The sequence below is a fragment of the Spirosoma endophyticum genome (assembly GCF_900112365.1).
Taxonomy (GTDB): domain Bacteria; phylum Bacteroidota; class Bacteroidia; order Cytophagales; family Spirosomataceae; genus Spirosoma; species Spirosoma endophyticum.
The window spans coordinates 107,804-133,370 of sequence record NZ_FOLQ01000016.1 but is presented as its reverse complement, the minus strand read 5'-3'; the positions used below and the strand labels follow the sequence as shown (position 1 = coordinate 133,370).

General features: G+C 47.3%; 17 protein-coding genes and 4 tRNA genes. 4 read left to right on the top strand and 17 right to left on the bottom strand.

The window, feature by feature from the left end; translation table 11 throughout:
- From BM202_RS27495 to BM202_RS27485, 3 genes are all read left to right on the top strand, one after another.
- The coding region (locus BM202_RS27495; protein WP_177236695.1) for a transposase at nt 1-315 on the top strand (315 nt) is incomplete at its 5' end.
- 207 nt (nt 316-522) lie between these two features.
- Entirely contained in the window at nt 523-3,090 is a 2,568-nt protein-coding gene (locus BM202_RS27490; protein ID WP_093832254.1) for a TonB-dependent receptor, read from the top strand.
- Between the two features lie 253 nt (nt 3,091-3,343).
- Nucleotides 3,344-6,208 carry a TonB-dependent receptor gene (locus BM202_RS27485; RefSeq protein ID WP_093832252.1) on the top strand — a complete coding sequence of 955 codons (2,865 nt, stop codon included), beginning with the start codon at nt 3,344-3,346 and terminating at the stop codon, nt 6,206-6,208.
- Between the two features lie 94 nt (nt 6,209-6,302).
- Here the strand turns inward: BM202_RS27485 and rpoC are convergent, their stop codons facing one another.
- From rpoC to mnmD, 17 genes are all read right to left on the bottom strand, one after another.
- Entirely contained in the window at nt 6,303-10,652 is a 4,350-nt protein-coding gene (gene rpoC / locus BM202_RS27480; RefSeq protein ID WP_093832250.1) for a DNA-directed RNA polymerase subunit beta', read from the bottom strand.
- Between the two features lie 99 nt (nt 10,653-10,751).
- A complete protein-coding gene (gene rpoB, locus BM202_RS27475; protein ID WP_093832248.1) occupies nt 10,752-14,621 on the bottom strand; it encodes a DNA-directed RNA polymerase subunit beta in 3,870 nt (1,289 codons plus the stop codon).
- A gap of 250 nt (nt 14,622-14,871) precedes the next feature.
- The gene (rplL, locus tag BM202_RS27470) at nt 14,872-15,255 is read right to left on the bottom strand and encodes a 50S ribosomal protein L7/L12 (protein WP_093832246.1); all 384 of its coding nucleotides are present in this window, start codon (nt 15,253-15,255) and stop codon (nt 14,872-14,874) included.
- A gap of 57 nt (nt 15,256-15,312) precedes the next feature.
- Entirely contained in the window at nt 15,313-15,846 is a 534-nt protein-coding gene (gene rplJ, locus BM202_RS27465; protein WP_093832244.1) for a 50S ribosomal protein L10, read from the bottom strand.
- Between the two features lie 3 nt (nt 15,847-15,849).
- Nucleotides 15,850-16,548 (bottom strand): 50S ribosomal protein L1, encoded by a 699-nt coding sequence (rplA, locus tag BM202_RS27460; RefSeq protein ID WP_093832242.1) that lies wholly within the window; start codon nt 16,546-16,548, stop codon nt 15,850-15,852.
- Between the two features lie 25 nt (nt 16,549-16,573).
- Nucleotides 16,574-17,017 (bottom strand): 50S ribosomal protein L11, encoded by a 444-nt coding sequence (rplK, locus tag BM202_RS27455; protein ID WP_093832240.1) that lies wholly within the window; start codon nt 17,015-17,017, stop codon nt 16,574-16,576.
- 152 nt (nt 17,018-17,169) lie between these two features.
- Nucleotides 17,170-17,730, bottom strand: a complete 561-nt coding sequence (gene nusG, locus BM202_RS27450) for a transcription termination/antitermination protein NusG (protein ID WP_093832238.1) — start codon at nt 17,728-17,730, stop codon at nt 17,170-17,172.
- A 70-nt stretch (nt 17,731-17,800) separates the two neighbouring features.
- The gene (gene secE, locus BM202_RS27445) at nt 17,801-17,992 is read right to left on the bottom strand and encodes a preprotein translocase subunit SecE (RefSeq protein ID WP_093832236.1); all 192 of its coding nucleotides are present in this window, start codon (nt 17,990-17,992) and stop codon (nt 17,801-17,803) included.
- 16 nt (nt 17,993-18,008) lie between these two features.
- Nucleotides 18,009-18,079: transfer RNA gene (locus tag BM202_RS27440), tRNA-Trp, on the bottom strand.
- 665 nt (nt 18,080-18,744) lie between these two features.
- Nucleotides 18,745-19,932: an elongation factor Tu gene (gene tuf, locus BM202_RS27435; protein WP_093832234.1), complete on the bottom strand. Its 1,188-nt coding sequence runs from the start codon at nt 19,930-19,932 to the stop codon at nt 18,745-18,747.
- A 138-nt stretch (nt 19,933-20,070) separates the two neighbouring features.
- Nucleotides 20,071-20,142, bottom strand: a tRNA-Thr gene (locus tag BM202_RS27430).
- Between the two features lie 74 nt (nt 20,143-20,216).
- Nucleotides 20,217-20,289 (bottom strand) — tRNA-Gly (locus tag BM202_RS27425).
- A gap of 74 nt (nt 20,290-20,363) precedes the next feature.
- Nucleotides 20,364-20,446: transfer RNA gene (locus BM202_RS27420), tRNA-Tyr, on the bottom strand.
- Between the two features lie 219 nt (nt 20,447-20,665).
- The gene (locus BM202_RS27415; RefSeq protein WP_093832232.1) at nt 20,666-21,199 is read right to left on the bottom strand and encodes a hypothetical protein; all 534 of its coding nucleotides are present in this window, start codon (nt 21,197-21,199) and stop codon (nt 20,666-20,668) included.
- 153 nt (nt 21,200-21,352) lie between these two features.
- Entirely contained in the window at nt 21,353-23,374 is a 2,022-nt protein-coding gene (locus BM202_RS27410; RefSeq protein ID WP_093832230.1) for a M13 family metallopeptidase, read from the bottom strand.
- A gap of 117 nt (nt 23,375-23,491) precedes the next feature.
- Nucleotides 23,492-24,085 carry a thioredoxin family protein gene (locus tag BM202_RS27405; protein ID WP_093832228.1) on the bottom strand — a complete coding sequence of 198 codons (594 nt, stop codon included), beginning with the start codon at nt 24,083-24,085 and terminating at the stop codon, nt 23,492-23,494.
- 113 nt (nt 24,086-24,198) lie between these two features.
- Nucleotides 24,199-24,864, bottom strand: coding sequence for a tRNA (5-methylaminomethyl-2-thiouridine)(34)-methyltransferase MnmC2 (gene mnmD / locus BM202_RS27400; RefSeq protein WP_093832226.1), 666 nt, complete (start codon nt 24,862-24,864; stop codon nt 24,199-24,201).
- A gap of 93 nt (nt 24,865-24,957) precedes the next feature.
- On the opposite strand from mnmD, the gene BM202_RS27395 reads away from it, so the two are divergent.
- The gene (locus tag BM202_RS27395) at nt 24,958-25,467 is read left to right on the top strand and encodes a DUF4293 domain-containing protein (protein WP_093832224.1); all 510 of its coding nucleotides are present in this window, start codon (nt 24,958-24,960) and stop codon (nt 25,465-25,467) included.
- Nucleotides 25,468-25,567 lie beyond the last annotated feature (100 nt).

Below are 25,567 nucleotides of genomic sequence, written 5' to 3'. Positions count from 1 at the left end.
TGCTGGCACTATCGACGCAAAAACCTGCTGGTAATCTGGGACGGGGCGGCCATCCACCGCTCTCAGATCGTTAAAGAGTGGCTTCATAAAAAGCCGGGCCGGGTTCACTTGGAGCGTCTACCAGCCTACAGTCCCATGCTTAATCCGGTGGAGTTAGTATGGAGCCAGCTTAAACGAGCCTTGAAAAACCGAGTTTTTGCCGATCTAGAATCGTTACAAGGGGCTGTTCTCGAAGAAGTGAATTACTTACAGGCTGATCGAGAGCGCATAAGCTGTTTCTTTCGTAAGAAGGAGGTAGCATTCTTTACGGACTAACTCACAAATCTATAACAGAATTTTCCTGCTATCGTTTGGAAGTACGCGCAAGATGCTGCTGTTTTGCATTTCCTATTAATCCAATAGACTATAAGTACTTATAGTCTACCTACAACCGGGAGAATAGGGAGAATACGTAAAACTGAAAAGCAGTGCACAGATGCTCGCAACTAGCGACACCACAATTACTACCAAACACGATTAGGCATGAAACAAATTTTAAAGGCAGCCTGGCTGATAGGAATATTACTCACACCCTTACTTTCATCGGCTCAAAATGCACCCATCATTAATTCAACAGTATCCGGAAAAGTTGTTGATGCACGCACGAAAGAATTCTTAATTGGCGCTACCGTAACGATTAAGGGAATAACCAATGGGGCGTCAACCGACATAAATGGCCAGTTCAATCTGCTTACGGCCCAAAAGCTACCATTTACAGTCGTTGTCTCTTTCGTGGGCTACCAAACTAAAGAAGTTGTTCTGACCGATAACAACGTAGAAATTCAACTCGAAGATGCCCCTAATCAGCTAGATGACGTAGTCATTACGTCCCGACGTCGCCAGGAATCAGCGCAGGACGTTCCCATTCCAATCTCCGTGGTCAGTGGTAACCGGGCCGAAGATGCGGGCGCTTTTAATGTGAATCGATTGAAAGAACTGGTGCCTACCGTTCAGTTGTATGCCTCCAATGCCCGAAATACAACGCTTAATATTCGTGGCTTAGGCTCTACGTTTGGGTTAACGAACGACGGTATTGATCCGGGTGTCGGATTTTATGTAGATGGCGTTTACTACGCTCGTCCGGCGGCCACAGCGCTCGACTTTATCGATATTGAACAGGTAGAGGTGTTGCGAGGCCCTCAGGGGACATTATTTGGTAAGAATACAACAGCTGGCGCCTTTAATATTACCACGCGTCCTGCTGGGTTTACGCCAAGCGGAAGTTTTGAACTGAGTTATGGCAATTACGGGTACATCCAGGCCAAAGGCTCACTCACGGGCCCACTGAGCAAAAAGCTTGCCGCGCGGATATCGTTTACGGGTACGCAGCGGAACGGGACTTTTTACAATGTACATACCCAGCTTCCAATCAATGACATTAACAATATTGGCGTGCGGGCGCAACTCCTATATACTCCAAGCGATAATGTAAAAATTACCATCATCGGAGATGTCTCCGAGCAAAAACCGAATGGATATGGTTGGCCCGTAGCGGGTGTGGTTCCTACCAAACGAGCGGCTTATCGTCAATTCAATGCCATTATCGCCGATTTAAATTACAAACTCCCCTATTCAAGCGCTTTTGAACGTATCGTTGACCTTGATACGCCCTCAAAAGCAGATAATAACCTTGGTGGGGTGTCGTTAAATGCTGATATTAAAATCGGCAATGGTACACTAACCTCCACATCCGCCTGGCGTCACTGGCAATGGACCCCGCTGAACGACCGCGACTACATTGGTTTACCCGTCTTTACGATTTCGTCAGGCAACTCGGTGCATGATCAGTGGTCGCAGGAGATACGGTACGCCGGTAAAATCTCATCCCGATTAAGCGGTGTTGTTGGTTTATTTGGCCTTTGGCAGGATTTAAAATCAGACCCCGTACAGACTGAAGAAGCCGGTTCTGCCCAATGGCGTTTTGCGCAAAGCTCCACCAGCGCTCTTTGGAAAACGCCGGGTCTATTCGATAACTTCGGTATCCGTACAACCAACCGAATCCAGAGTACAGGGCTAGCGGCCTTCGGCCAACTTGACTGGGCCCTGACAGATCGAATCCATATTCTACCAGGAGCCCGGTATAATTACGACAAGAAGGTAGCCAACTACAAACGAGAAACCTACGGAGGTCTGCAAACAACCGATCCGGCCTTACTAGCCTTAAAGAACGGAGTTTACACAAATCAGGCGTTCGACACGGACGTATCAGAAGGAAATTTCTCGGGGCAGGTTACCCTGCAATATAGAGCCGGCCGGTCGATCAATGCCTTTGGAACCTATGCCATCAGCTACAAACCCGTCGGGATTAATATTGGCGGATTACCAACGGCCAACGGACAGACATTACTTGATCTGGCCAGAGTGAAGCCCGAGCATGTAAACCACGTCGAATTTGGCCTGAAAACGAAACCATCTCCTAACTCCACCCTGAATCTGGTCGTCTACAATACGGAAATAAAAGACTTTCAGACGCAGGTGCAAACGCCCGAGCCAGGTGTGAACAGAGGCTATCTGGCTAATGCGGAGAAAGTACGGGTAATGGGTGTTGAGCTAGACGGAAATATACGGGTAGCCAATCGGTTAACCCTGAACGCAGCCGTTGCCTATACGGATGGCAAGTACGTGTCTTTTAAAAATGCGCCGGTGCCGCTCGAAGAAACGGGTGGAGAACAAGCGTTTAAAGACATTTCTGGAGGTGTTTTACCTGGTATCTCAAAATGGTCGGGATCGGTAGGTGGCGAAGTAACCGCCAGGGGAAATCTCATCAGTTTAAAAGGAAATTACTTTCTTGGAGTAGATGCTTTCTATCGTTCTTCGTTTTCTTCGAGTCCATCGCCGTCTCAATATTTAAATATTGATGGCTATTCGCTGGTGAACGGCCGACTTGGTTTTAGGGCTTCCTCTGGAATTTCGATTTTCATATGGGCTAGGAATCTCTTCAACACAAACTACTATGAGCAGTTACTGGCGGCTCCAGGAAGCGCAGGCCACTATGCCGGTATTATAGGAGACCCCCGTACCTATGGTGTTACGTTACGATACACGTTCTAACCGTATTAAAAACCACCCCTTAATACCAAACTATTCCCAGGCTTATGGTTACATTTACGACATCAAAATCGATTAACGGATCGTAGTTTCTGGAGCTTCAGCAGTAGGAATAGGGCATCAAGAATAGTTGGACCGCATTTTTTTATTTGCCAGAAGCTGTTTACGTTAGTAATATTAACGTAAACAGCTTCTGCTTTTTTGCAATCTTTGCATTTACCTTCCTTGATGTGTTAATATATCAGGGTATCCAACTATGAGAAAACATCTTCTATTTATAGCTCTTGCGTTACTGTGTGCGCTACCTGGCCGGGCGCAACTCAACCTGGCAGGGATAGTGACAAATCAAAAGGGGCAACCATTAGAGGGCGCAATTATCATCATTAAAGGGACGAGTAAGGGGACCATTTCACAGGCTAACGGACATTTCGCGCTTCAATCCACAGCTGCTTTACCATTTCCGATCACCATTTCATACATTGGTCACCATCAGGAGAATGTGATGGTTCGGGGTAATAACTTTCGCCGTATCCTTGTAGAACTCTCACCCGAATCTATCTTAACCGATGAAGTGGTTGTAGCGGCCAGCCGCGTACCGGAGGATATCAAGACAACCACAACATCCGTCGAGAAACTTGGCGTACGTCAATTCCAACAGTCGACAGCTATTAGCCCATACGATGCGCTTCAGAACGTAAAGGGTGTCGATTTTCTAACTCAGAGCCTGACATTTAAGTCGGTCAATATGCGTGGATTTGATTCCAATAATAACACCCGGTTTCTGCAACTAACGGACGGTATGGATAACCGCTCACCAGGTTTAGGATTTGGTTTCGGGAACGTAGCGGGCATTCCGGATTTAGATGTGGAGAGCATTGAGCTGGTTCCGGGTGCGTCGTCGGCACTCTACGGACCGGATGCCATGCAGGGCATGATGCTCACCACGAGCAAGAACCCCTTTACGTATCAGGGGCTGAGTGTGCAGCTAAAGGGCGGTGTCAATAATGTTGGGAAGGCAAATTTTGGTCCAAAACCATATACGGATTTGGCGGTACGTTATGCAAAACAACTCGGCGATCGAATGGCGCTTAAAGTCAGTTTCCAGCGTCTGGACGGTACGGACTTCATTGCCGACGATTATAGTGACCGGTCAACGAGTGCCCGGACCAGTTTTTTCATTACCGATGCCAGTCGGGGCGGTATTGCTACCGGTATTGGCTACGCGCCTATCACAAACGCCAATATAAATTTTGAGTATGATGGCGTCAACGTATATGGCGATGACATTAATAGCGGGGGGGCGTTTAAATATCCAGTCAATTATGCCAACGTACTGTTAAACAACAAGTTTGTTACGCGAACGGGCTACACGGAACTTGACGTAATTGGCAACAAGGGCAAGGTTTTCAGTAACCGCGCGAACGTAGCGCTGCATTATAAACTGTCGGACGACATTGAAGCCTCTCTGAGCTGGAATTATGGGAATGGAAATTTTATTCGCACCAATAATTACCGCGAGTATTTTCCAGACTACCAGCGCCACCAGATCAAGGCTGAAATACGCGGTGACAATTTCTTTCTGCGGGCTTACACGACACAGCAAAAAGCCGATGGATGGAACATTGGGCAAGTAGCGACTGTCATCAACAACACCTGGAAATCGCTCGGACAGTGGGCTGCAGAATTCGGGCAGAGTTACGTCGAAAACAAAGTCAGCATTGGTCAGGCCCGCGTTGAGTCCAATCGTGGTCGTTACCTACCTGGCTCGACTTCCTTTAATACAGTTCGTGATACGTATGCCAATACGTACAACACTGATTTCATTCCCGGTTCAACCGCTGCACGAGGACGACGTTTCCGCGATAACTCACAGCTATGGCATTACGAAGGGATGTACAATTTTAAAAACATACTCCAGATAGCCGACGTGATTGCCGGTGCCAGTCTTCGGCATTACGCGCTGGCTTCTGGCGGTACGTTGTTCTCTCGAAAAACCGATGGTTCAGAGTACACGATCAATGAAGTAGGCGCTTACCTCCAGGCATCTAAAGAATTTAGTCTGGATGAAGGGGTAACATTCAAGCCAACGGTAGCGATTCGCTACGACAAGAATCAGTATTTGAAAGGCGGACTAACACCCCGTGTGTCGGCAGTGCTCAGCCTTGGTGTACATAATTTTCGGGCGTCTTGGCAGACAGCTTTCCGAAATCCCACGCCAGAGCAGTTATTTCTGATTCCCGTTGCGGGTGCAGGCGGTGAAGTCGGTGGATCATCGGTGGCGTATAATGGCACGGGTCTGGTGAGTAATCCTGGTTACTTACAAGCAGAAACAACGCCTTATCAATCGAATACAACGACTACAGCTCCTAAACCGTTTGTTGTCGATCCAAACCAGTTTACGACGGAGAAGATCAGCACGTGGGAAGTTGGTTATAAGACGCTGATTAAAAACAAGTTTTATATTGATGCCTTTTACTTTGCCAGCCGCTATACCGATCTTATCACTCCTCAAACAGAATACCAATTGTTAACACCAGGTGGAGGTGCAACGGCGCTTTTGACTCCAGCCAATTACAGGACGCTCCAGGTCAATGTCAATAGCGCCAACGAAGTTTTTGTTCGTGGTGCTGGCATTGGACTAGAGTACGGATTGGGCGAAGGCTTTACGGTAAGCGGTAATTACACGCATCAGATTGGACTGATTACGCTACACGATGCGCGCGGGTCGATACGTAATGATTTGGCTGGCGTACCCGTAGTTAAGCGAAAAATAAGCAACCCCGAAGTCGTGCAATTGGGTCGTACCTTCTTCAACACACCCGAAAATCGGTATAACATCACCCTAAGCAACCCGCGTTTAACCGAACGTCTTGGGGCTACCATTACGTATCGATGGACAGATCGAATGTGGTATGAACAGGGCATAACAGCAGGTGATGTCTGGCTCCCTTCCTGGACGAGCCTGGATGCACAGATATCCTATAAAGTACCTTCGGTTAAGTCGATTATTAAGCTTGGCGGCACGAATATCCTGAACAAGTATTACGCACAAGGGTACGGTCTGGCTCAAATTGGCGGCTTATATTACGTTAGTATCACCTTCGATGAGCTAATGCATTAGCATGATATGCTACGATCTGGCATACTACTTTAAATAAAAAATGCCCCAGCCATTTCTGACCGGGGCATTTTACTATCTATTTTAGATTCGACGCTTAGACCGTCGCCCGTTTTTTGCTGCGGGCAAACTGTTCGCGTGATTCCGTAACCACTTCCAGTTCTTCTTTCGAACCAACAATCGCGTTCTGGTAATGACGCAGACCCGTACCGGCTGGAATCAGGTGACCAACGATCACGTTTTCTTTCAGACCGTCGAGTACGTCGCGCTTGCCACGAATCGAAGCCTCACTCAACACTTTCGTCGTTTCCTGGAAAGATGCCGCCGAGATGAAGCTGTCCGTACCTAGCGACGACTGGGTGATACCCATCAGCGTTGGCTGCGAAACGGCTGCCATGGCATCGCGAACGGTCACAAGGGCCATATCACGGCGTTTTAGGCTTGAGTTCTCATCACGTAGTTGACGACTCGTTACGATTTGACCTGGTTTAACGTTTGGCGAATCACCGGCATCCATAACAACCTTAGCATCAAGAACTTTGTCGTTCTCTTCGCGGAAAGACCATTTGTCAACCACCTGACCCTCCAGGAAATTCGTATCGCCAGAATCGATGATCTCAACTTTCTGCATCATCTGCCGAACAATGGCTTCGATATGCTTATCGTTGATTTTCACCCCTTGCAGGCGATATACTTCCTGAATTTCGTTCACCAGATATTCCTGAACGGCCGTCGGACCTTTGATGGCCAGAATATCGCTCGGCGTAATAGCACCGTCAGACAGCGGAGCACCAGCCCGTACAAAGTCATTGTCCTGTACAAGGATAAACTTCGAGAGTGGAACCAGGTACTTCTTCTTTGTACCGTCTTTCGACTCGATGAAGATTTCGCGATTACCCCGTTTGATAGCGCCGTACGTAACAACACCATCAATTTCGCTTACCACAGCTGGGTTCGACGGGTTCCGGGCTTCAAACAATTCCGTTACGCGTGGCAGACCACCCGTAATGTCACGGGTTTTACCCACGTTACGTGGAATCTTCGCCAGCGGTTGACCAGCCTTGATCTTCTGTCCTTCTTTCACGACCAGACGTGATCCAACAGGCAAGTTGTAACTCTTCTGCAATGGACCACCTTCGTTGTCGGGAAGGTGAAGCGTCAAGGTAGTGGTACCCTGTACAATAATAGCCGGGTTCTTCGCTTTATCGCGCGTTTCGATGATTACCTTCTCCTGGAAGCCTGTTTGTTCATCAAACTCTTCGCGGTAGGTGATACCATCTTCAATCGCATCGAATGACAAAGTACCAGTCAATTCGGACAGAATAACGGCGTTATAAGGGTCCCAAGCGCAGATATCGTCGCCTTTTTTCACCATATCGCCATCTTTCACCCGCAGGAATGCACCATACGGTACGTTGTTACTGATCAGTACTACGTTGCGATCATTCGGATTCACAATCCGAACTTCGCCCGAGCGACCCATAACAATCGTCAACGGATTACCTTCAGCATCTTCTGAATCAACCGTCCGCATTTCTTCAAGCTCGATCAGACCATCGAATTTCGCTTTGATCGACGCATCAACCGCAATGTTGGAAGCTGTACCACCCACGTGGAAAGTACGCAGCGTTAACTGTGTACCTGGCTCACCAATTGATTGCGAGGCAATTACGCCTACTGCTTCGCCGATGTCGACCATGCGGCCCGATGCCAGGTTACGACCATAGCATTTGGCACACACACCCTGACGCGATTCGCATGTCAATACCGACCGGATTTCGACCGTTTCAATGCTGGTTTCGTCAATATGGGCCGCTACTTCTTCGGTTACTAATTCACCAGAAGCAACGATCAATTCTTTCGTTAACGGATCGTAGACATCATGAACCGTTGTCCGGCCCAAGATACGTTCCGAAAGTGGCTCAACGATATCTTCGTTATCTTTCAATGCCGATACCTGCAGACCACGTAGTGTGCCGCAATCATCTTCACTGATAATAACATCCTGTGCTACGTCATGCAGACGACGGGTCAGGTAACCAGCATCGGCTGTTTTCAGAGCCGTATCAGCCAGACCTTTCCGAGCACCGTGGGTTGAGATAAAGTACTCCAATACGTCAAGACCTTCTTTGAAGTTCGACAGGATTGGGTTTTCAATAATCTCACCGACAGAGCCTTGCAGGTTTTTCTGCGGTTTAGCCATCAGACCACGCATACCACCCAACTGACGAATCTGCTCACGGGAACCACGGGCGCCCGAGTGCATCATCATATAGATCGAGTTAAAACCACCCTGATCTGCTTCGAGTTGCTTCATCAGCGTCTCAGTTAGACGGGAGTTAACACGTGTCCAGATGTCAATAACCTGGTTATAACGTTCGTTTTCCGTAATCAGACCCATTAGGTAGTTATCCCAAACAGCCTGCACTTCAGTTTTAGCTTCGTCAACAAGTCCCTGTTTTGCTTCAGGAATCATTACGTCGCTCAAACCGATAGATAGACCGCCCTTAAACGCCATCTGGAACCCAAGTTCCTTAATTTCGTCAAGGAACTGAGCCGTCCGGGCACCACCCGAAATTTTGAAGATAAGCGCAATAATTTGTTGCAGCTTTTTCTTGGTCAGCAGTTCATTAATGTAACCAACTTCTTCCGGAACAGCCTGGTTGAACAACAATCGACCCGCTACGGTGTCAATTACTTTATAGACCAACTCACCACTTTCGTCCCGAAGGCGCACCCGGCACTTGATATTGGCGTGCTTGGAAACTTTGCCTTCGTTGATACCAATAATAACTTCTTCAGTCCCGTAGAACGTCATGCCTTCACCCGCAATTGGGTACTCAGGAATGCTCTTACGACCTTTCGTTACGTAGTATAGACCCAATACCATGTCCTGCGATGGTACCGTAATCGGTGCACCGTTGGCAGGGTTCAGGATATTGTGCGAGGCCAGCATGAGCAACGATGCCTCCAGAACAGCTTCCTGTCCCAGTGGTACGTGAACAGCCATCTGGTCACCGTCAAAGTCAGCATTGAAAGCGGTACAAACGAGTGGGTGAAGCTGAATAGCTTTACCTTCAATAAGTTTCGGCTGGAACGCCTGGATACCTAACCGGTGCAAAGTTGGAGCCCGGTTCAGCAGTACAGGGTGACCTTTCAAAACGTTTTCCAGAATGTCCCAGATAACAGGATCTTTCCGATCAACGATTTTCTTAGCCGATTTCACCGTTTTAACGATACCCCGCTCAATGAGCTTCCGGATAACGAACGGCTTGAATAATTCAGCCGCCATGTCTTTCGGAAGACCGCACTCGTGAAGTTTCAATTCAGGACCAACGACGATAACCGAACGACCTGAATAGTCAACACGCTTACCGAGCAGGTTCTGACGGAAACGACCTTGCTTACCTTTCAACATGTCTGACAACGACTTCAGCGCACGGTTACCTTCCGAACGAACGGCGTTTACCTTACGTGAGTTGTCGAACAGCGAATCGACAGCTTCCTGCAACATCCGTTTTTCATTCCGGAGAATTACTTCAGGCGCCTTGATTTCGATAAGCCGTTTCAGACGGTTGTTCCGAATGATAACCCGACGATACAGGTCATTCAAATCAGACGTAGCAAACCGGCCACCATCCAGAGGGACAAGCGGACGCAGTTCGGGCGGAATTACCGGCACCATTTTGATCACCATCCATTCAGGACGGTTTTCAATACGACCGTTCGCTTCGCGGAACGCTTCAACTACTTTCAGACGCTTTAACGCTTCTGCTTTGCGTTGCTGCGACGTATCCGTAGCGGCTGAGTGACGTAGTGAATACGACAACTCATCCAGTTGAACGCGCGACAACAGCATCTCTAACGCGTCGGCCCCCATCTTCGCGATGAATTTGTTCGGGTCCTTGTCGTCGAGGTGCTGGTTGCTGCTCGGCAGTTTGTCGATAATGTCCAGGTACTCGTCTTCTGTGAGGAAGTCGAGTTGGTTGATACCATCTTCGGCTTTAACGCCTGGCTGAACAACTACGTAGCGTTCGTAGTAAATAACCTGATCAAGTTTCTTCGTCGAAAGACCAAGCAGATAACCAATTTTATTTGGCAGACTGCGGAAATACCAGATATGCGCAACAGGCACCACCAGTTCGATGTGGCCCATACGCTCCCGGCGCACCTTTTTCTCGGTTACTTCCACACCGCAGCGGTCACAGATAATGCCTTTATAGCGTATCCGCTTATACTTGCCGCAGTGACACTCCCAGTCCTTTACGGGCCCGAAGATGCGCTCGCAGAACAAGCCACCCATCTCGGGTTTGTAGGTCCGGTAATTGATTGTCTCCGGCTGTGTCACTTCGCCGTAGGAACTCTCCAAAATAGACTCCGGCGATGCCAGGCTGATGGTCACGCTCTGGAAGTCGCTGTTGAGTTTCTTGTTCTTTTTGAACGACATTGGTTGGAGATTATAGGTTTGAAAGAGTCGTTAGTCATCAGTCAATAGTCTTCAGTGGCTTACGCTGCTGATAACTATCGACCGATGACTATCAACTAGTTACTCTAATGTAATTTCAAGGGCCAGACCACGTAACTCGTGAACAAGTACGTTGAATGACTCAGGAATATTCGGCTTCGGCAGGTTTTCACCTTTCACGATAGCTTCGTATGCTTTCGCACGGCCGACCACGTCATCTGATTTCACGGTAAGAATTTCCTGCAGGATGTTGGCAGCACCAAAAGCTTCCAACGCCCACACTTCCATCTCACCAAATCGCTGACCACCGAACTGTGCTTTACCACCCAGCGGTTGCTGCGTGATGAGCGAGTAAGGTCCAATCGAACGGGCGTGCATCTTATCGTCCACTAAGTGACCGAGTTTAAGCATGTAAATGATCCCCACCGTTACAGGTTGATCGAAACGCTCACCCGTCAGTCCATTGTAGAGGTACGTCCGCCCGAATGAAGGCAAACCTGCCTCGTCCAGTTCATCGGCAACCTGCTGTTCTGTTGCCCCGTCGAAAATCGGCGTAGCGTACTTACGGTTAAGTTTCTGACCAGCCCACGCCAGTACAGTTTCATAAATCTGACCCAGGTTCATTCGGGAAGGTACGCCAAGCGGATTCAAGACGATATCCACTTTCGTTCCATCTTCAAGGAACGGCATGTCTTCATCGCGAACAATCCGAGCAACAACCCCTTTGTTTCCGTGACGACCGGCCATCTTATCCCCTACCTTCAGCTTACGCTTTTTGGCGATATAAACTTTAGCCAATTTGACGATACCTGCTGGGAGTTCATCACCAACTTCAAGTGTGAACCGTTCACGCTTGAACTTACCTGTGATTTCGCTCCGACGATTGTTGTAGTTTTTCACCAAAGCAACAACCATCTGATTCAATTTATCGTCGTCCGTCCAGCCTTCCAGAATTACATCTGACAATAAGTTAGCTTCTTCCGGAACAGCATAGCTGCTTTCATCCCGATAAGCATTGCGGTCTGGGAACAAGTTTTCCATAATGTTCTTACGGCTAAACTTCACCCCCTTACTAACAAGCTCGTCACCAAATTTATGCTTGACACCTGCGCTCGTTTTACCATCTAGCAATGGCACGATTTTTTCAATCATCCGGGCGCGGAAGTCGTTCAGCTCACGGCCGTACTTCTTCATCAGTGCCTTAACTTCGTCTTTGTGCTTACCCCGGTCTTCTTTGGCCGGACGCGCAAACAACTTGGTATCAATCACAACGCCTTTCAAAGACGGTGGTGCTTTCTTGGACGCATCCTTCACATCACCCGCTTTATCACCGAAGATGGCTCGGAGAAGTTTTTCTTCCGGTGTCGGATCGCTTTCACCTTTTGGCGTAATCTTACCGATCAGAATATCACCTTCTTTTACTTCCGTACCAACACGAACGATACCGCTTTCATCAAGATTGCGAACGGTTTCTTCGCTCACGTTCGGGATTTCAGACGTTAATTCTTCTTCTCCCCGTTTCGTATCACGTACTTCCAGTTCAAACTCTTCGATGTGAATCGACGTGAAAATATCTTCGCGTACAACACGCTCCGAAATCACGATAGCATCCTCAAAGTTATATCCCTGCCAGGGCATGAAGGCAACCTTCATATTCCGACCTAAAGCTAGTTCACCCGCCTGCGTTGCATACCCTTCGCACAACACATCACCTTTCTTTACCTTCTGGCCTTTCAGCACGGTTGGCTTGATGTTGATGCATGTATCCTGGTTGGTACGGCGGAATTTAATCAGTTTGTAGGTCTTTCGATCTTCATCAAACGTAGTGGCAAGCTGATCTTCTTCGAGACTATAGCGAACAACAATTTTGGTTGAATCAACAAATTCGACAACACCGTCCGCTTCGGCAATTACGAGCGTCCGCGAGTCAACAGCGACACGGCCTTCCAGACCCGTACCCACAATTGGAGCCTCGGGACGTAGCAGCGGCACTGCCTGACGTTGCATGTTCGAACCCATCAAGGCCCGGTTAGCATCGTCGTGCTCAAGGAACGGAATCATGGACGCGGCTACCGACACAATTTGGTTGGCAGCAATATCCATGAACGTTACGTTCTGCGGATCAGCGATTGGGAAGTCACCTTCAAAACGAGCTTTCAGGCGATCAACCGTGAAGTTTCCTTTTTTGTCGATGCCTGCGTTCGCCTGAGCGATATAGTGTGTATCTTCTTCTTCAGCCGTCAAATACATCACTGGCTTATCCATCGATACTTTACCGTTTTCGATAATCCGATACGGTGTTTCAATGAAGCCCATGCTATTGATTTTAGCATAAACGCAAAGCGATGAAATCAGTCCGATGTTCGGTCCTTCCGGCGTTTCAATGGTACACAGACGACCGTAGTGCGTATAGTGTACGTCACGAACTTCAAAACCAGCCCGTTCGCGTGATAGACCACCTGGTCCCAGCGCTGACATCCGACGCTTATGCGTCACTTCAGCCAGCGGATTAGTCTGGTCCATGAACTGCGATAACTGGTTCGTACCGAAGAACGAATTGATTACTGACGACAGCGTACGGGCGTTGATCAGGTCAACAGGTTTGAAATCCTCGTTGTCCCGAACGTTCATCCGTTCTTTAATCGTCCGCGCCATACGGGCCAGACCAACACCGAATTGAGCGTACAATTGCTCACCTACAGTCCGAACACGCCGGTTACTTAAGTGGTCAATATCATCAACAACGGCTTTCGAGTTAATCAGGCCAATCAGGTATTTCACAATCGACACAATGTCTTCTGTGGTTAATACCTTCATGTCCGACGAAATGTCAAGGCCGAGTTTTTTGTTGATCCGGTAACGGCCTACATCCCCAAGGTCATACCGCTTATCCGAGAAAAACAGACTCTGAATAATTTCACGAGCTGTTTGTTCATCTGGCGCATCGGCATTACGTAGCTGGCGATAGATTTGCTCCACAGCCTCTTTTTCAGAGTTGGAGCTATCTTTTTGCAGCGTATTATAAATAATGTTGTAATCGGCCATGTTCATGTCCTCCTTGTGCAGGATGACCGATTTCTGACCCGATTCCGTAATGACATCAATGTCGTCTGCCGAGATAGCCGAATCACGCTCCAAAAGGACTTCGTTCCGACTAATCGATACAACTTCACCGGTATCTTCATCCACAAAATCCTCTGTCCAGGTACGTAATACCCGAGCAGCTAATCGACGGCCAATAGCCTTTTTCAGGTTGGCAGGCGTTGCGGGTACTTCTTCCGATAGACCGAACAGATCCAAGATGTCTTTATCCGAACCAAAGCCAATGGCACGTAGCAGCGTAGTCACCGGGAATTTCTTTTTCCGGTCGATATATGCATACATGACATTGTTTACGTCCGTCGAGAACTCAATCCAAGACCCTTTGAACGGAATAATCCGAGCTGAGTAAAGTTTCGTTCCGTTAGTGTGCTTACTCATGGAGAAGAACACACCCGGCGAACGGTGTAATTGAGAAACAATCACCCGCTCCGCCCCGTTAATGACGAACGAGCCTTTCTCAGTCATATACGGAATGTTGCCTAAGAACACTTCCTGCTCAATCGTTTCGAAATCCTCATTATCAGGATCATTGTTCGATAGGCGCAGTTTAGCTTTCAAAGGGACCGAATACGTCAGTCCCCGGTCGATCGATTCATCGACTGAGTACTTCGGTGGATCGACCGAGTAATCAATGAACTCCAGCTTGAAATTTTCGCGGGAGTCTGAAATAGGAAAATTTTCCTGAAAAACCTTGAACAACCCTTCTTCCGACCGTTGGTTAGACGGCGTATCCAGTTGAAAAAAGTCTTTGAAAGATTTAACTTGAATATCCAAAAAGTCTGGATACCCAATCACTGGCTGAATCGTCGCAAAATTTTTGCGCGTACTGATTTTCGCGTTTGTAGCCAAGATTGTGCTTCGTTTAGTTGCGTAACCGATTCTCAATGAGTGCGTTGCGAAGATTTGCCACGGCACTCGGACTAAGCGGCTATTGAGACCCCGGGTGTCACCCGACCCAAGGGGCGTAAATAGACAACATAATGCAATATAAATAAGTTTGTCTTTTGCAAGAGCTTAGACAAAAAGTCTCCAAACAGGAAAAGACCAGACGTCGGTCTGGCCTCCCCTATCTGGAGTGATATGCGAAAGAGCTATCGGCTTACTTAACTTCTACTTCAGCACCCGCTTCTTCAAGCTGCTTACGTAAAGCTTCAGCTTCATCTTTGCTTACGCCTTCTTTTACTGGTTTCGGTGCTGTATCAACCAATTCTTTGGCTTCTTTCAGACCCAGACCTGTCAGATCTTTAACCAGTTTAACGACGGCTAGTTTAGCAGCACCAGCCGCTTTCAGAACAACGTCGAACGACGTTTTCTCAGCGACAGCAGCCGGAGCATCAGCACCTGCACCACCACCAGCTACCATTACTGGAGCAGCAGCAGCTGGCTCGATACCGTACTCATCCTTCAGGATGGTAGCTAGCTCGTTAACTTCTTTAACTGTCAGGCTTACAAGCTGCTCCGCGAACGCTTTCAAATCTGCCATTGTAGTATTTTCTTAATTTGATTGTGATACAATATTGAAAAATAGATGCCGGAAAAATTAGGCTGCTTCCTCGCGCTCCGACAGCGTTTTGAGGATACCGGCCAATTTGTTGCCACCACCTTGCAACGCCGAGATGACGTTTTTGGCAGGAGACTGCAACAGACCGATGATTTCGCCAATCAACTCTTCCTTGCTCTTCAGTGCGATGAGCGTGTCAAGTTGGTCAGCGCCAATAAATAGGCTGTAGTCGATCGACGCAGCTTTTAATTGCAGCTTGTCACTCGTTCTACGAAATTCCTTAATAAGCTTTGCTGGTGCCTTGCCATTATCAGGGTGAAACATCACCGCTGACTGACCATGCAGCACCGTATCGTTGAACGGCGTATAATCCGTATCAAGAGGTTCGAGTGCTTTTTTGATGAACGAATTTTTCACCACTTTGTACTCAATACCCCGGTCAAAACACATCCGACGGAGATTGTTGGTTTCAGCAACCGTCATGCCATTGGCTTCCGTGATGTAGAAGAAGGGAGTCGACTGAAACTTTTCAGTCAATTCCTCAATAATTGCTCCTTTGTCCTCGCGCTTCATGGCTTAAATTCCGGCTACTGTGCCTTTATCAATCGTTACTCCCGGACTCATCGTGCTCGACAGGCTGATCGTTTTCACATACGTACCTTTAGCCGATGAAGGCTTCAAACGCATTAATGTGGCCATGATTTCCTGCGCGTTTTCGGCCAGTTTTTCTGGCGTAAACGATACCTTACCAATACTGGTGTGAATGGCGCCCTGCTTGTCGACTTTAAAGTCGATTTTACCGGCTTTCACCTCGCGAACAGCTTTTGCTACGTCGGGAGTAACCGTACCCGATTTCGGATTTGGCATCAAACCGCGTGGACCCAAGACTTTACCCAATCGACCAACTTTAGCCATGACGCTCGGCATCGTAATAATCACGTCGACGTCCGTCCAGCCTTGTTCGATCTTTTGGATGTAATCGTCCAGACCCACGAAATCAGCACCCGCTTCTTTCGCATCGTTCTCCTTGTCCGGGGTGCAGAGCACCAGAACGCGAACCGTTTTACCCGTACCATGTGGCAACGTAGCAACGCCACGAACCATTTGGTCGGCTTTACGCGGATCAACGCCTAACCGAACGTCAATATCCACGGAAGCGTCGAATTTCGTATACGAAATCTCCTTCAGAATCTCAGCCGCTTGTTGCAGCGAGTATTCTTTGGCAGCGTCGTATTTCGATTGAGCTTCCTTTTGTTTTTTCGTTAACTTAGCCATCTCTGTGTTTGCTTCGGCAAGTCTATTAGTTCTCGAAGGGCGCAGTGCCCGTCACCGTGATACCCATACTGCGAGCCGTACCGGCCACCTGTTTCATTGCTGACTCGACTGTGAAGGCGTTCAAATCGGGCATCTTTGTTTCTGCGATGGTCCGAATTTGATCCCACGATACTGAGCCAACTTTGTTACGGTTTGGTTGAGCAGATCCGCCTTTCAGCTTAGCCGCTTCCAGCAGCAGAATTGGAGCCGGCGGGGTTTTGATAACGAAATCAAAGGACTTGTCCTTGTAATACGTAATCAATACTGGCAACACCGTACCCACTTTGTCCTGTGTCCGACCGTTGAACTGCTTGCAGAATTCCATGATATTCAAACCCTTGGAACCCAGCGCCGGACCAATCGGAGGTGAGGGGTTGGCTTGCCCGCCTTTGACTTGCAGCTTTACGTAGCCACCTACTTCTTTTGCCATTGTGGTAATTGAGTTACGATTTCCTGCTTACGGTTTCCTATCGGTTAGTCACATAACCAATCCGCACGCCTTTCGCAGCAAATCAACTTGTTTTGGGCGGTCATTCTCTGAGGGAAGCATAGAACGCCGGACCACGGATAACTGATTTGCGATCAATTCTCCTTCTCTACTTGTGCGTAACTGAGTTCTACCGGAGTATTCCGGCCAAATATTTTCACAACGACGTTCAATTTCTTCCGGTCGTCGAATACTTCTTCTACGGTGCCGATGAAACCACCAAATGGGCCATCAACTACTTTCACATTTTCACCCCGGATGTAAGCAACTGTCGAGCTGATTACTTCCTGAGCTTCCTCCTCCACTTTACCCAGAATCCGATTTACTTCGGCCTGACGTAGTGGGACAGGTACTTTTGATGTAGTGCCCACTTGGGCATTACCTAAAAAGCCCAATACTCCCGGCATATTCAAGATCATGTCGAGTGCCCGGTTATTACCCAAATCAGCCGAAATCAGGATATAGCCAGGAAAAAATGATTTTTCCCGAACACGCTTCTTGCCGTTGCGCATTTCGTATACCTTCTCCGCAGGGATCAAAACCTGCGGAATAACCTCGTCTAACTTCTGCCGGATAATTTCGTTATCAAGGTAGGATTTGATCTTCTTCTCCTGCCCTGATACCGCCCGAATGACGTACCACTGTATGCCGCTCATATTGGTAAAGATTTATGACCTGTAATTGCTGACTTCTAATTAATCTCAAGTCCACAATCTCAATCATAGATTAGAATGACTGATAAAAAGCATTCAGCCCGTTCTCGAATACTAAATCAATTAACCCGACCAATAGCGCAAAAATCAACGATGCTACAAGTACCAGCGTTGAACTGGATTGCAGATCGCTGAATTTAGGCCAAGTCACGTTGTGCTGAACTTCCTCCCAAGAGGCTTTCAGAAACGATACAAACTTGTCCATTTATGTAAGGGATTTGCACGGGTGGAGAGATTCGAACTCCCATCAACGGTTTTGGAGACCGCTATTCTACCCTTGAACTACACCCGTTTAACTGTTTTTCCGAACCCTGACGAGCTACCTGATGAAAGACTGGCAACTTGTTTTCGGACTGCAAAATTATGGAATATTCTTTAATTATTGTAGTGTCAAGGTAAATTTTCTTCTTCTCTTTCAAAAATTGTTCATAAACAGGATTTAGGGTAGTGATATAGCAATGATTCAGTAGTCGCTATATATCATTTTATCTGTCAATCAACGTCATTACGACCACAGAGTTTTCACCAAACAATAATTGAAACTCTCACTTAAACAACTCTTTTTACTTTCTAACAGGCTAACATGCTTTGTTGCATAGTCATCAGACCCGTCACGCAGTGACGTTAGCTAAGAATAGTCAAAAGTGGAGAAAGGTGGTGAGGACTCTATCTGGCAGCGATGCAGAATATTAGATTGATATGAACGTTTAGTGCTGTGCATCTGATGTATCTTACATTCCCTACATGCACTTCTAGAAGTCCGCTAAGATACTAAATGTGACGTCAATCGGTAGCAAGATGGCAACGCTGTTAGGTGAGTGGTATCACGGTATCAAATTTGCATTCGAAAACCTATATAATAGCCTTTATATAAGTGATATTTTGTTGGTTAAGCTTAAAATAACAAAAGCCTCTCCGTTGGGAAAGGCTTTTGTTATATACGAACTCTTATGAATACTAGTCAAGAATTTCCGTTACCTGACCAGCACCTACGGTACGGCCACCTTCGCGAATAGCGAAACGTAGACCTTTTTCCATAGCGATCTTGTTGATCAGACTTACTTCAATTGTGATGTTATCACCAGGCATCACCATTTCAACGTTGGCAGGCAATGTAATTTCGCCTGTTACGTCTGTGGTGCGGAAGTAAAACTGTGGACGGTACTTATTGAAGAACGGCGTGTGACGGCCACCTTCCTCTTTCGAGAGTACATAAACCTCAGCTTTGAACTTCAAGTGTGGAGTTACTGAACCTGGTTTGCAAATAACCATACCACGACGGATATCGGTTTTTTCAATACCACGGAGCAGAAGACCTACGTTGTCACCGGCTTCCCCACGGTCCAGAATTTTCCGGAACATTTCAACACCCGTTACAACTGATTTCAGGTTTTCGGCACCCATACCCAGGATTTCAACTTGCTCACCCGAGTTGATGATTCCGCGCTCGATCCGACCTGTAGCAACTGTACCACGACCTGTGATCGAGAATACATCTTCCACTGGCATCAGGAACGGCAATTCGGTCATACGAGGAGGCAGGGGAATGAAATCATCCACACTCTGCATCAACTCTTCAATGGTAGCAACCCATTTAGCATCGCCGTTCAGACCACCAAGAGCCGAACCTTGAATAACCGGGATGTTGTCGCCGTCAAAGTTATAGAAGCTCAATAGCTCGCGGATTTCCATCTCAACGAGTTCGAGCAATTCTGGATCGTCGACCATGTCCACTTTGTTCATGAACACAACAAGCTGAGGCACACCAACCTGACGGGCAAGCAGGATGTGCTCACGCGTTTGTGGCATTGGGCCGTCTGTTGCAGCTACCACGAGGATAGCTCCGTCCATCTGAGCAGCACCCGTAACCATGTTTTTCACATAGTCAGCGTGGCCTGGGCAGTCAACGTGTGCATAGTGGCGATTCGCGGTTGAATATTCAACGTGCGATGTATTGATGGTGATACCGCGCTCTTTTTCTTCAGGAGCGTTGTCAATCGAGGAAAAGTCCCGAATTGCGGCCAGACCCTTTCCGGCCAGCACTTTCGTAATGGCAGCCGTCAGCGTCGTTTTACCGTGGTCAACGTGACCAATCGTACCGATGTTTACGTGCGGTTTCGAGCGGTCAAAATTCTCTTTTGCCATGTTTTTAAAACGCTATTGTGAACTGTTTTTGTTATTGGATGAACTCGCTTAACGTCAATTAAGCCGAACGAGATCACCCTATTGAGGTCTGACGCCGTTTTAGCTTAAAACTCAAAAAGACTTCTTCACGAAGTCCTGAGCCGTTACGGGGATTTGAACCCCGGACCTCTTCCTTACCAAGGAAGTGCTCTACCACTGAGCTATAACGGCTTGCTTTAACCAGTCATTAGCCATTAGCACTCAGTCGTTAAAAACGATGGTCAGCTAAGGGCCATGTGCCATTGAGCGGAAGACGGGTCTCGAACCCGCAACCTATAGCTTGGAAGGCTATCGCTCTACCAATTGAGCTACTTCCGCAAGAGAGTCGATAGTCATCAGTCAATAGTCTTTACTGTAAACTTACTATTGCCTGTCGACTCGCGACTTTTTTGTGGGGAGTGGAGGATTCGAACCTCCGAAGGCGTACGCCAGCAGATTTACAGTCTGATCCATTTGGCCACTCTGGAAACTCCCCGAAATTCACTAGTAAAAGAACATTTCCCGCCCCCTTTCCGGTTTGGAGTTGCAAAATTACACGTTTTTGCGACGTTGTCAACAGATCAATTAAAAATAATTTATGGTTCACTTTTATAATGAGATACTCCCTTGCCCATAGGTTGTAAAGTCTATGAGTGAAAAGTTATCATTATTGTGCTTAAAATACACGTAGTTAGCTATTTCGCTTAGGCATCCGCTATTGTAGTAATTGAGTTAGCCGTTTCCCGTCAGGATAAACCATCTCTGTAATTCGCCAACGACCGCTAATCTGCTGCATGTCAATCCTGACTTCCTCAACTTTGCCTTTGTTTTCGAATGTTACGTACACGATCGCTCTTGAACCGCCTACGATTGCAGGAAGCACCCAGGTTTTCTTGACGGCTGCATCGGGTGCATTAAAGAGAAGGTTTATTTTTGATCGGTTCACTTTACCGGCCGATTTCAACGCATCGCTCCAGATCAGATCGGCGGTGGGTTTTGCAAAAAACTGGTCCACCAACGTACGATCTTTCTTCTCCTGAAATGGATTCTCTTTCTTGTTGTGTTCGAAATAAAGGGCTCTCACCAACCGGTCGGCCGCTGATCTTGGGGTGTCTGGACCAGGACGTTTTGCCAACGCCGAGGCACTATCCTCTGTGGCTATGGACGTAGTGGCAGTCTCCTGTTTGGGTTTGGTCTGGCACGACAGCCCTATAGCAGTCAATACCAGAAAAAGATAAGATGTTTTCATGTAACAGGTAAGGAATTTTATACGCTTTCGAGAATGAATTCATAAGAAGCGTAGTACTAAAACGCCCTGAAAGTTAAGCAAACTATGTATGCATTGTAAAACAGAAAGCCGCACCCAATTGCTTGAGCACGGCTCTCTACTGCGTTATCTCGTTTACCAAACCTTAATCCGATCCTCAGGCTTTTTATACATTTTATCGCCGGGCTGAACATTGAACGCCTGATACCAGGCATTTATATTTGACAATGGTCCATTGCACCTATAAAGACCCGGCGCGTGTGGGTCGGTCATGATCAATTGAGCCTGGGTTTCTGGCAGTACGTTAATTCGCCAGACTTGCGCCCACGACAGAAAAAATCGCTGATCGGGTGTGAAGCCATCAATCATACTTTTTTTGCCGCTCGACTTACCTTGAGCCGTTTTTTTAAAAGCATCGTAGGCAATAGTCAGGCCACCAAGATCGGCTAGATTTTCGCCCAGCGTTAACTGACCATTTACTTTGATCGAATCAAGCACTTTAAATCCAAAGAATTGATCTTTTACCTGATCAGCCCGTTTTTTGAAATTATCAGCATCAGCTTTGGTCCACCAGTCACGTAGTGTTCCATCAGAATCATATTGTCGTCCCTGATCATCGAAGCCGTGGGTCATTTCGTGACCAATTACGGCTCCAATTCCGCCATAATTAATGGCATCGTCGGCCTCGAAGTCGAAGAAGGGAAATTGCAGAATAGCGGCCGGAAAAGCGATTTCGTTGTTGACTGGATTATAATAGGCATTCACTGTTGGCGGTGTCATGCCCCACTCCATCTTGTCAACCGGCTTACCCAATCGGTTAATCATGTAGTTGTACGACCACTTACTCGCCGATTTCACGTTGCCATAGAAATCGTTTCGCGCAATGGTGACGCCTTCATAGTTTTTCCATTTATCCGGGTACCCAATTTTCCGTTTGAAGGCCAGCAGTTTAGTGAGGGCTTTTTTCTTGGTTTCCTCACTCATCCAGTCGAGATTTTTGATATGCTCTTTGTAGGACGTTTCGAGATTCCCGACTAACGTCAGCATGCGCTGCTTGGCCTCGGGTTTGAAGTAACTCTGTACATAAAGCTGGCCTAGCAAATCACCCAGCGAATTGTCGATAAGGCCACTGATACGTTGCCAGCGGGGCGTCTGCTCTTTCTGACCTGTCAATACTTTCGAAAACGCAAAACTCTGTTTCACAAACGCATCGCTCAGGTATGGAGCCGCGCCTTTCAGGATGTTCCAGCGCATATACGTGCGCAAATCTTCAATAGGTGTGGCTGCCACTAAACTATCCAGCGAACGGAAAAACGCCGGACTTTGCACCAGTACGGTATCCTGCCCTTTGGCGCCAAATTTCGTCAATTGATCCGCCCAGTTGATACCGGGTGTCAGCTTGTTAAAACTGGCGACCGTAAGCTTATTGTAGGTCTTGTAAGGATCGCGTAACTCAACCCGAGCTAGCTGCGCTTTAGCCAATGCGGTCTCGAAGTTCAAAATTACGTCCGCCTGCTGGGCAGCCTGAGCCGCTTCTTCACCAATCAGCGTGAACATTTTGGTCAGATTATCGCGGTAGGCATCCCGGATTTTCACACTACGTGCGTCGTTTTTCAGGTAGTAATCACGATCAGGAAGTGTAGTGCCGCCCTGACTGAACTGGGGCATATATTTACTAACATTCTTACGATCCTGTGCGACGAAAAACCCGAATAGCATACCATTACTTTGCGTTCGCTGGTAAGCAAGTTCATCGAAAAAAGCCTGTTTGTTGTTAACCTTATCAACACGGGCAAGCTCGGGCTTGATGGGCTCAAAACCTCGATTCTCAATCGTAACACTATCCATTCCGCTCGTATAATAATCGCCGACCATTTGGTACAACCGCCCTTTCGTCGTTGTCTTGGCGGCATCATCGAGCAATGACTTCATGGCATCAAGGCTCTTCTCCCGTAGTTCGTTGAAGCTTCCCCACGATGTTTTGGACGCTGGAACAGTATTCTGTTTCAGCCAGTTGCCGTTCGCATACTGGTAAAAATTATCGCCCGGTTTCACAGACATATCCATGTTCTGAGGGTCAATAAATTTGCGTGTATCGGCAGCCATAAAACCGACGGCCACCGTCGTCGCAAAAAGAAAAGCCAGTTGTTTGTTCATGTATCTGAAATCGTTGTACTTGATAAAAGGCTACAAATATAATAAGTAACGCGGGTGGAAATCCGCGCTTGGGCTCTTACCAAGCGCGGATTTCCACCCGCGTTACATAAGTTAATTTTATTTATTCGCTGTTAGGGCTGTTCTGAACTCTCTGGCGTAGGTGCCGGCCTTGTACTGATCGAAGGGTTCTTTCTGATGATAATCCTTGCCAAAGTATGTGATAATCTGATGAAACGTACGAGGCTCCAGATAACCAGGAATGGGTTGAATCAGATTGAATTTCTCGTCCAGAAATACTGTTGTCGGATAACTCATCTGGTTTTTCAACAGAGCCGCAGCCAGTTCGTGTACCCCTCTGCTACCACCACCAATATATTTGAATGTCTCCTTACCCAGCGTCACGTCGGCAGTTTGCTCCGCATTGAACCGAACGGGGTAAAAATTTTCATTAACGTAGTCAACAATAGCTGGTTTTGAAAACGTCTCTCGATCCATCACTTTACACCAGCCGCACCAGTTTGTATACACATCAACGACAAATTTCTTGGGCTTCTTCTTTGTCAGGGCATAAGCTTCCTGAATAGTCAGCCAGTTAATGTGTTTGCGTTCGTCGGTGGGCTTGCTGATCGAGCGCTCAGTAGGCAACGTAGTACGAAAGGCGCTGATGGTGAGCAAAACAAAAGCGAAAAAAAAGAGGAACAGTCGGTTCATAAGTATTCAGGTCGTTGAAGCATTCATTGTTTGATTGATAACGCTCGGCAACCCGGAAAATTAAGTCAGTCGGCTGGTATTAGGGATTAAAATATGTAATTCTCATCATTAGTCTACTTAATCGCCCTAAGTATATCGCGTTTCCCGAGTGGACCAGGGTGTTTTTCGACAGTCAAGCCAGCCGACCGCATGTTACGTTGCACATAACTCTTGGAACAGTACGTAGTCAGCATGCCCCCTGGTACTAACCAATCAGCCAGCTGTTGAAAAATCTCGGGCTCCCAGAGTTCGGGCTGAGCAGTTGGCGCAAAGGCATCGTAATAAATTACGTGGAAACGATCGGTTGTAGTCAACTCCTGCAACCGACTTTCAATTTTAAGCAGCGTAAAATAAGGATTTACAGTAATCGATTCCTGCCAGGGCGATTCATGGAGTTCCGGCAGAAAGGACGTACCAAACAATTCATCGTAGTTAAGCTGGCGGGCCTGATCAAGTGCTAATGGAAATGCATCAACAGTGGTATATACAACCCGACGTTGATGATCCAGTGCTTCGCGGGCTGTTAGCAATGCATTGAGCCCTGTACCAAAGCCCATTTCAAAAACACGCAGTTCATCGTCAGCGAATTTTTCAAAGGCGGCCAATAGACCTAATTCGATGTACACCCGCTGTGATTCCTGGTAAGCTCCATGAACAGAATGGTATGTTTTATTGAGTGTCTGATTGACGACCGTATGTGATCCGTCGGCTGTTACCATCAGACGAACATCTGCTTTCATAATCTATCAGTTTTTGGGCTATTTTTGCCCTCAATTAATGGCTAACGTATTAACTCATCCCATTAATCCAGTATTCATTTTACATTAACTCCAATGATCCAACGCGTTCAAACAATATTTTTGTTTCTTATTACTGTTGCCATGTGCCTTGCGCTGGCTAATCCAATTTGGGAAAAAGCGGGCACGCAATCGCCTGCAATGGCTCACCTATCCGCATTGCAATACACACAGGAACAGATTGTTACACCACAACCGGGCCTGCCAGTACAAACTGCTCCAGCTACGTATGCTGACACCGTCTGGTATTTAGCCCTATTGATTGCTTTAGTGGGATTGGTATCATTCTACGCCATTTTTCAGTACAAAAACCGACTGACACAAACCGCATTATGTGCCGTCAATGCCCTCATGCTGACCGCCATAATGGGTATTATCCTTTATAAAACGCTTTACGCTGGAAAAGTCTACGGCAATCCCGCCGATCAGGGCACGTTTCTCACTGGCTTTTATGCCATCATTGCCGCATTGGTTTTCAACGCGCTGGCCAACCGATTCATTCGTCGGGATGAAAAGTTAGTGCGCGGGTCTGATCGATTACGTTAGCAACTGAACAACGGAATCTACACGGCTAGTCAATCACCAAAGCGATTGACTAGCCGTGTTTTTTTATGGCTAAACATCAGCCATCAATTTTTAAGCTCTT

Coding starts and splice junctions, on each gene's coding strand:
- BM202_RS27490 (WP_093832254.1), top strand. CDS start 523: ATGAAACAAATTTTAAAGGCAGCCTGGCTGATAGGAATATTACTCACA.
- BM202_RS27485 (WP_093832252.1), top strand. CDS start 3,344: ATGAGAAAACATCTTCTATTTATAGCTCTTGCGTTACTGTGTGCGCTA.
- rpoC (WP_093832250.1), bottom strand. CDS start 10,652: ATGTCGTTCAAAAAGAACAAGAAACTCAACAGCGACTTCCAGAGCGTG.
- rplL (WP_093832246.1), bottom strand. CDS start 15,255: ATGGCAGATTTGAAAGCGTTCGCGGAGCAGCTTGTAAGCCTGACAGTT.
- rplJ (WP_093832244.1), bottom strand. CDS start 15,846: ATGAAGCGCGAGGACAAAGGAGCAATTATTGAGGAATTGACTGAAAAG.
- rplA (WP_093832242.1), bottom strand. CDS start 16,548: ATGGCTAAGTTAACGAAAAAACAAAAGGAAGCTCAATCGAAATACGAC.
- rplK (WP_093832240.1), bottom strand. CDS start 17,017: ATGGCAAAAGAAGTAGGTGGCTACGTAAAGCTGCAAGTCAAAGGCGGG.
- nusG (WP_093832238.1), bottom strand. CDS start 17,730: ATGAGCGGCATACAGTGGTACGTCATTCGGGCGGTATCAGGGCAGGAG.
- secE (WP_093832236.1), bottom strand. CDS start 17,992: ATGGACAAGTTTGTATCGTTTCTGAAAGCCTCTTGGGAGGAAGTTCAG.
- tuf (WP_093832234.1), bottom strand. CDS start 19,932: ATGGCAAAAGAGAATTTTGACCGCTCGAAACCGCACGTAAACATCGGT.
- BM202_RS27415 (WP_093832232.1), bottom strand. CDS start 21,199: ATGAAAACATCTTATCTTTTTCTGGTATTGACTGCTATAGGGCTGTCG.
- BM202_RS27410 (WP_093832230.1), bottom strand. CDS start 23,374: ATGAACAAACAACTGGCTTTTCTTTTTGCGACGACGGTGGCCGTCGGT.
- BM202_RS27405 (WP_093832228.1), bottom strand. CDS start 24,085: ATGAACCGACTGTTCCTCTTTTTTTTCGCTTTTGTTTTGCTCACCATC.
- mnmD (WP_093832226.1), bottom strand. CDS start 24,864: ATGAAAGCAGATGTTCGTCTGATGGTAACAGCCGACGGATCACATACG.
- BM202_RS27395 (WP_093832224.1), top strand. CDS start 24,958: ATGATCCAACGCGTTCAAACAATATTTTTGTTTCTTATTACTGTTGCC.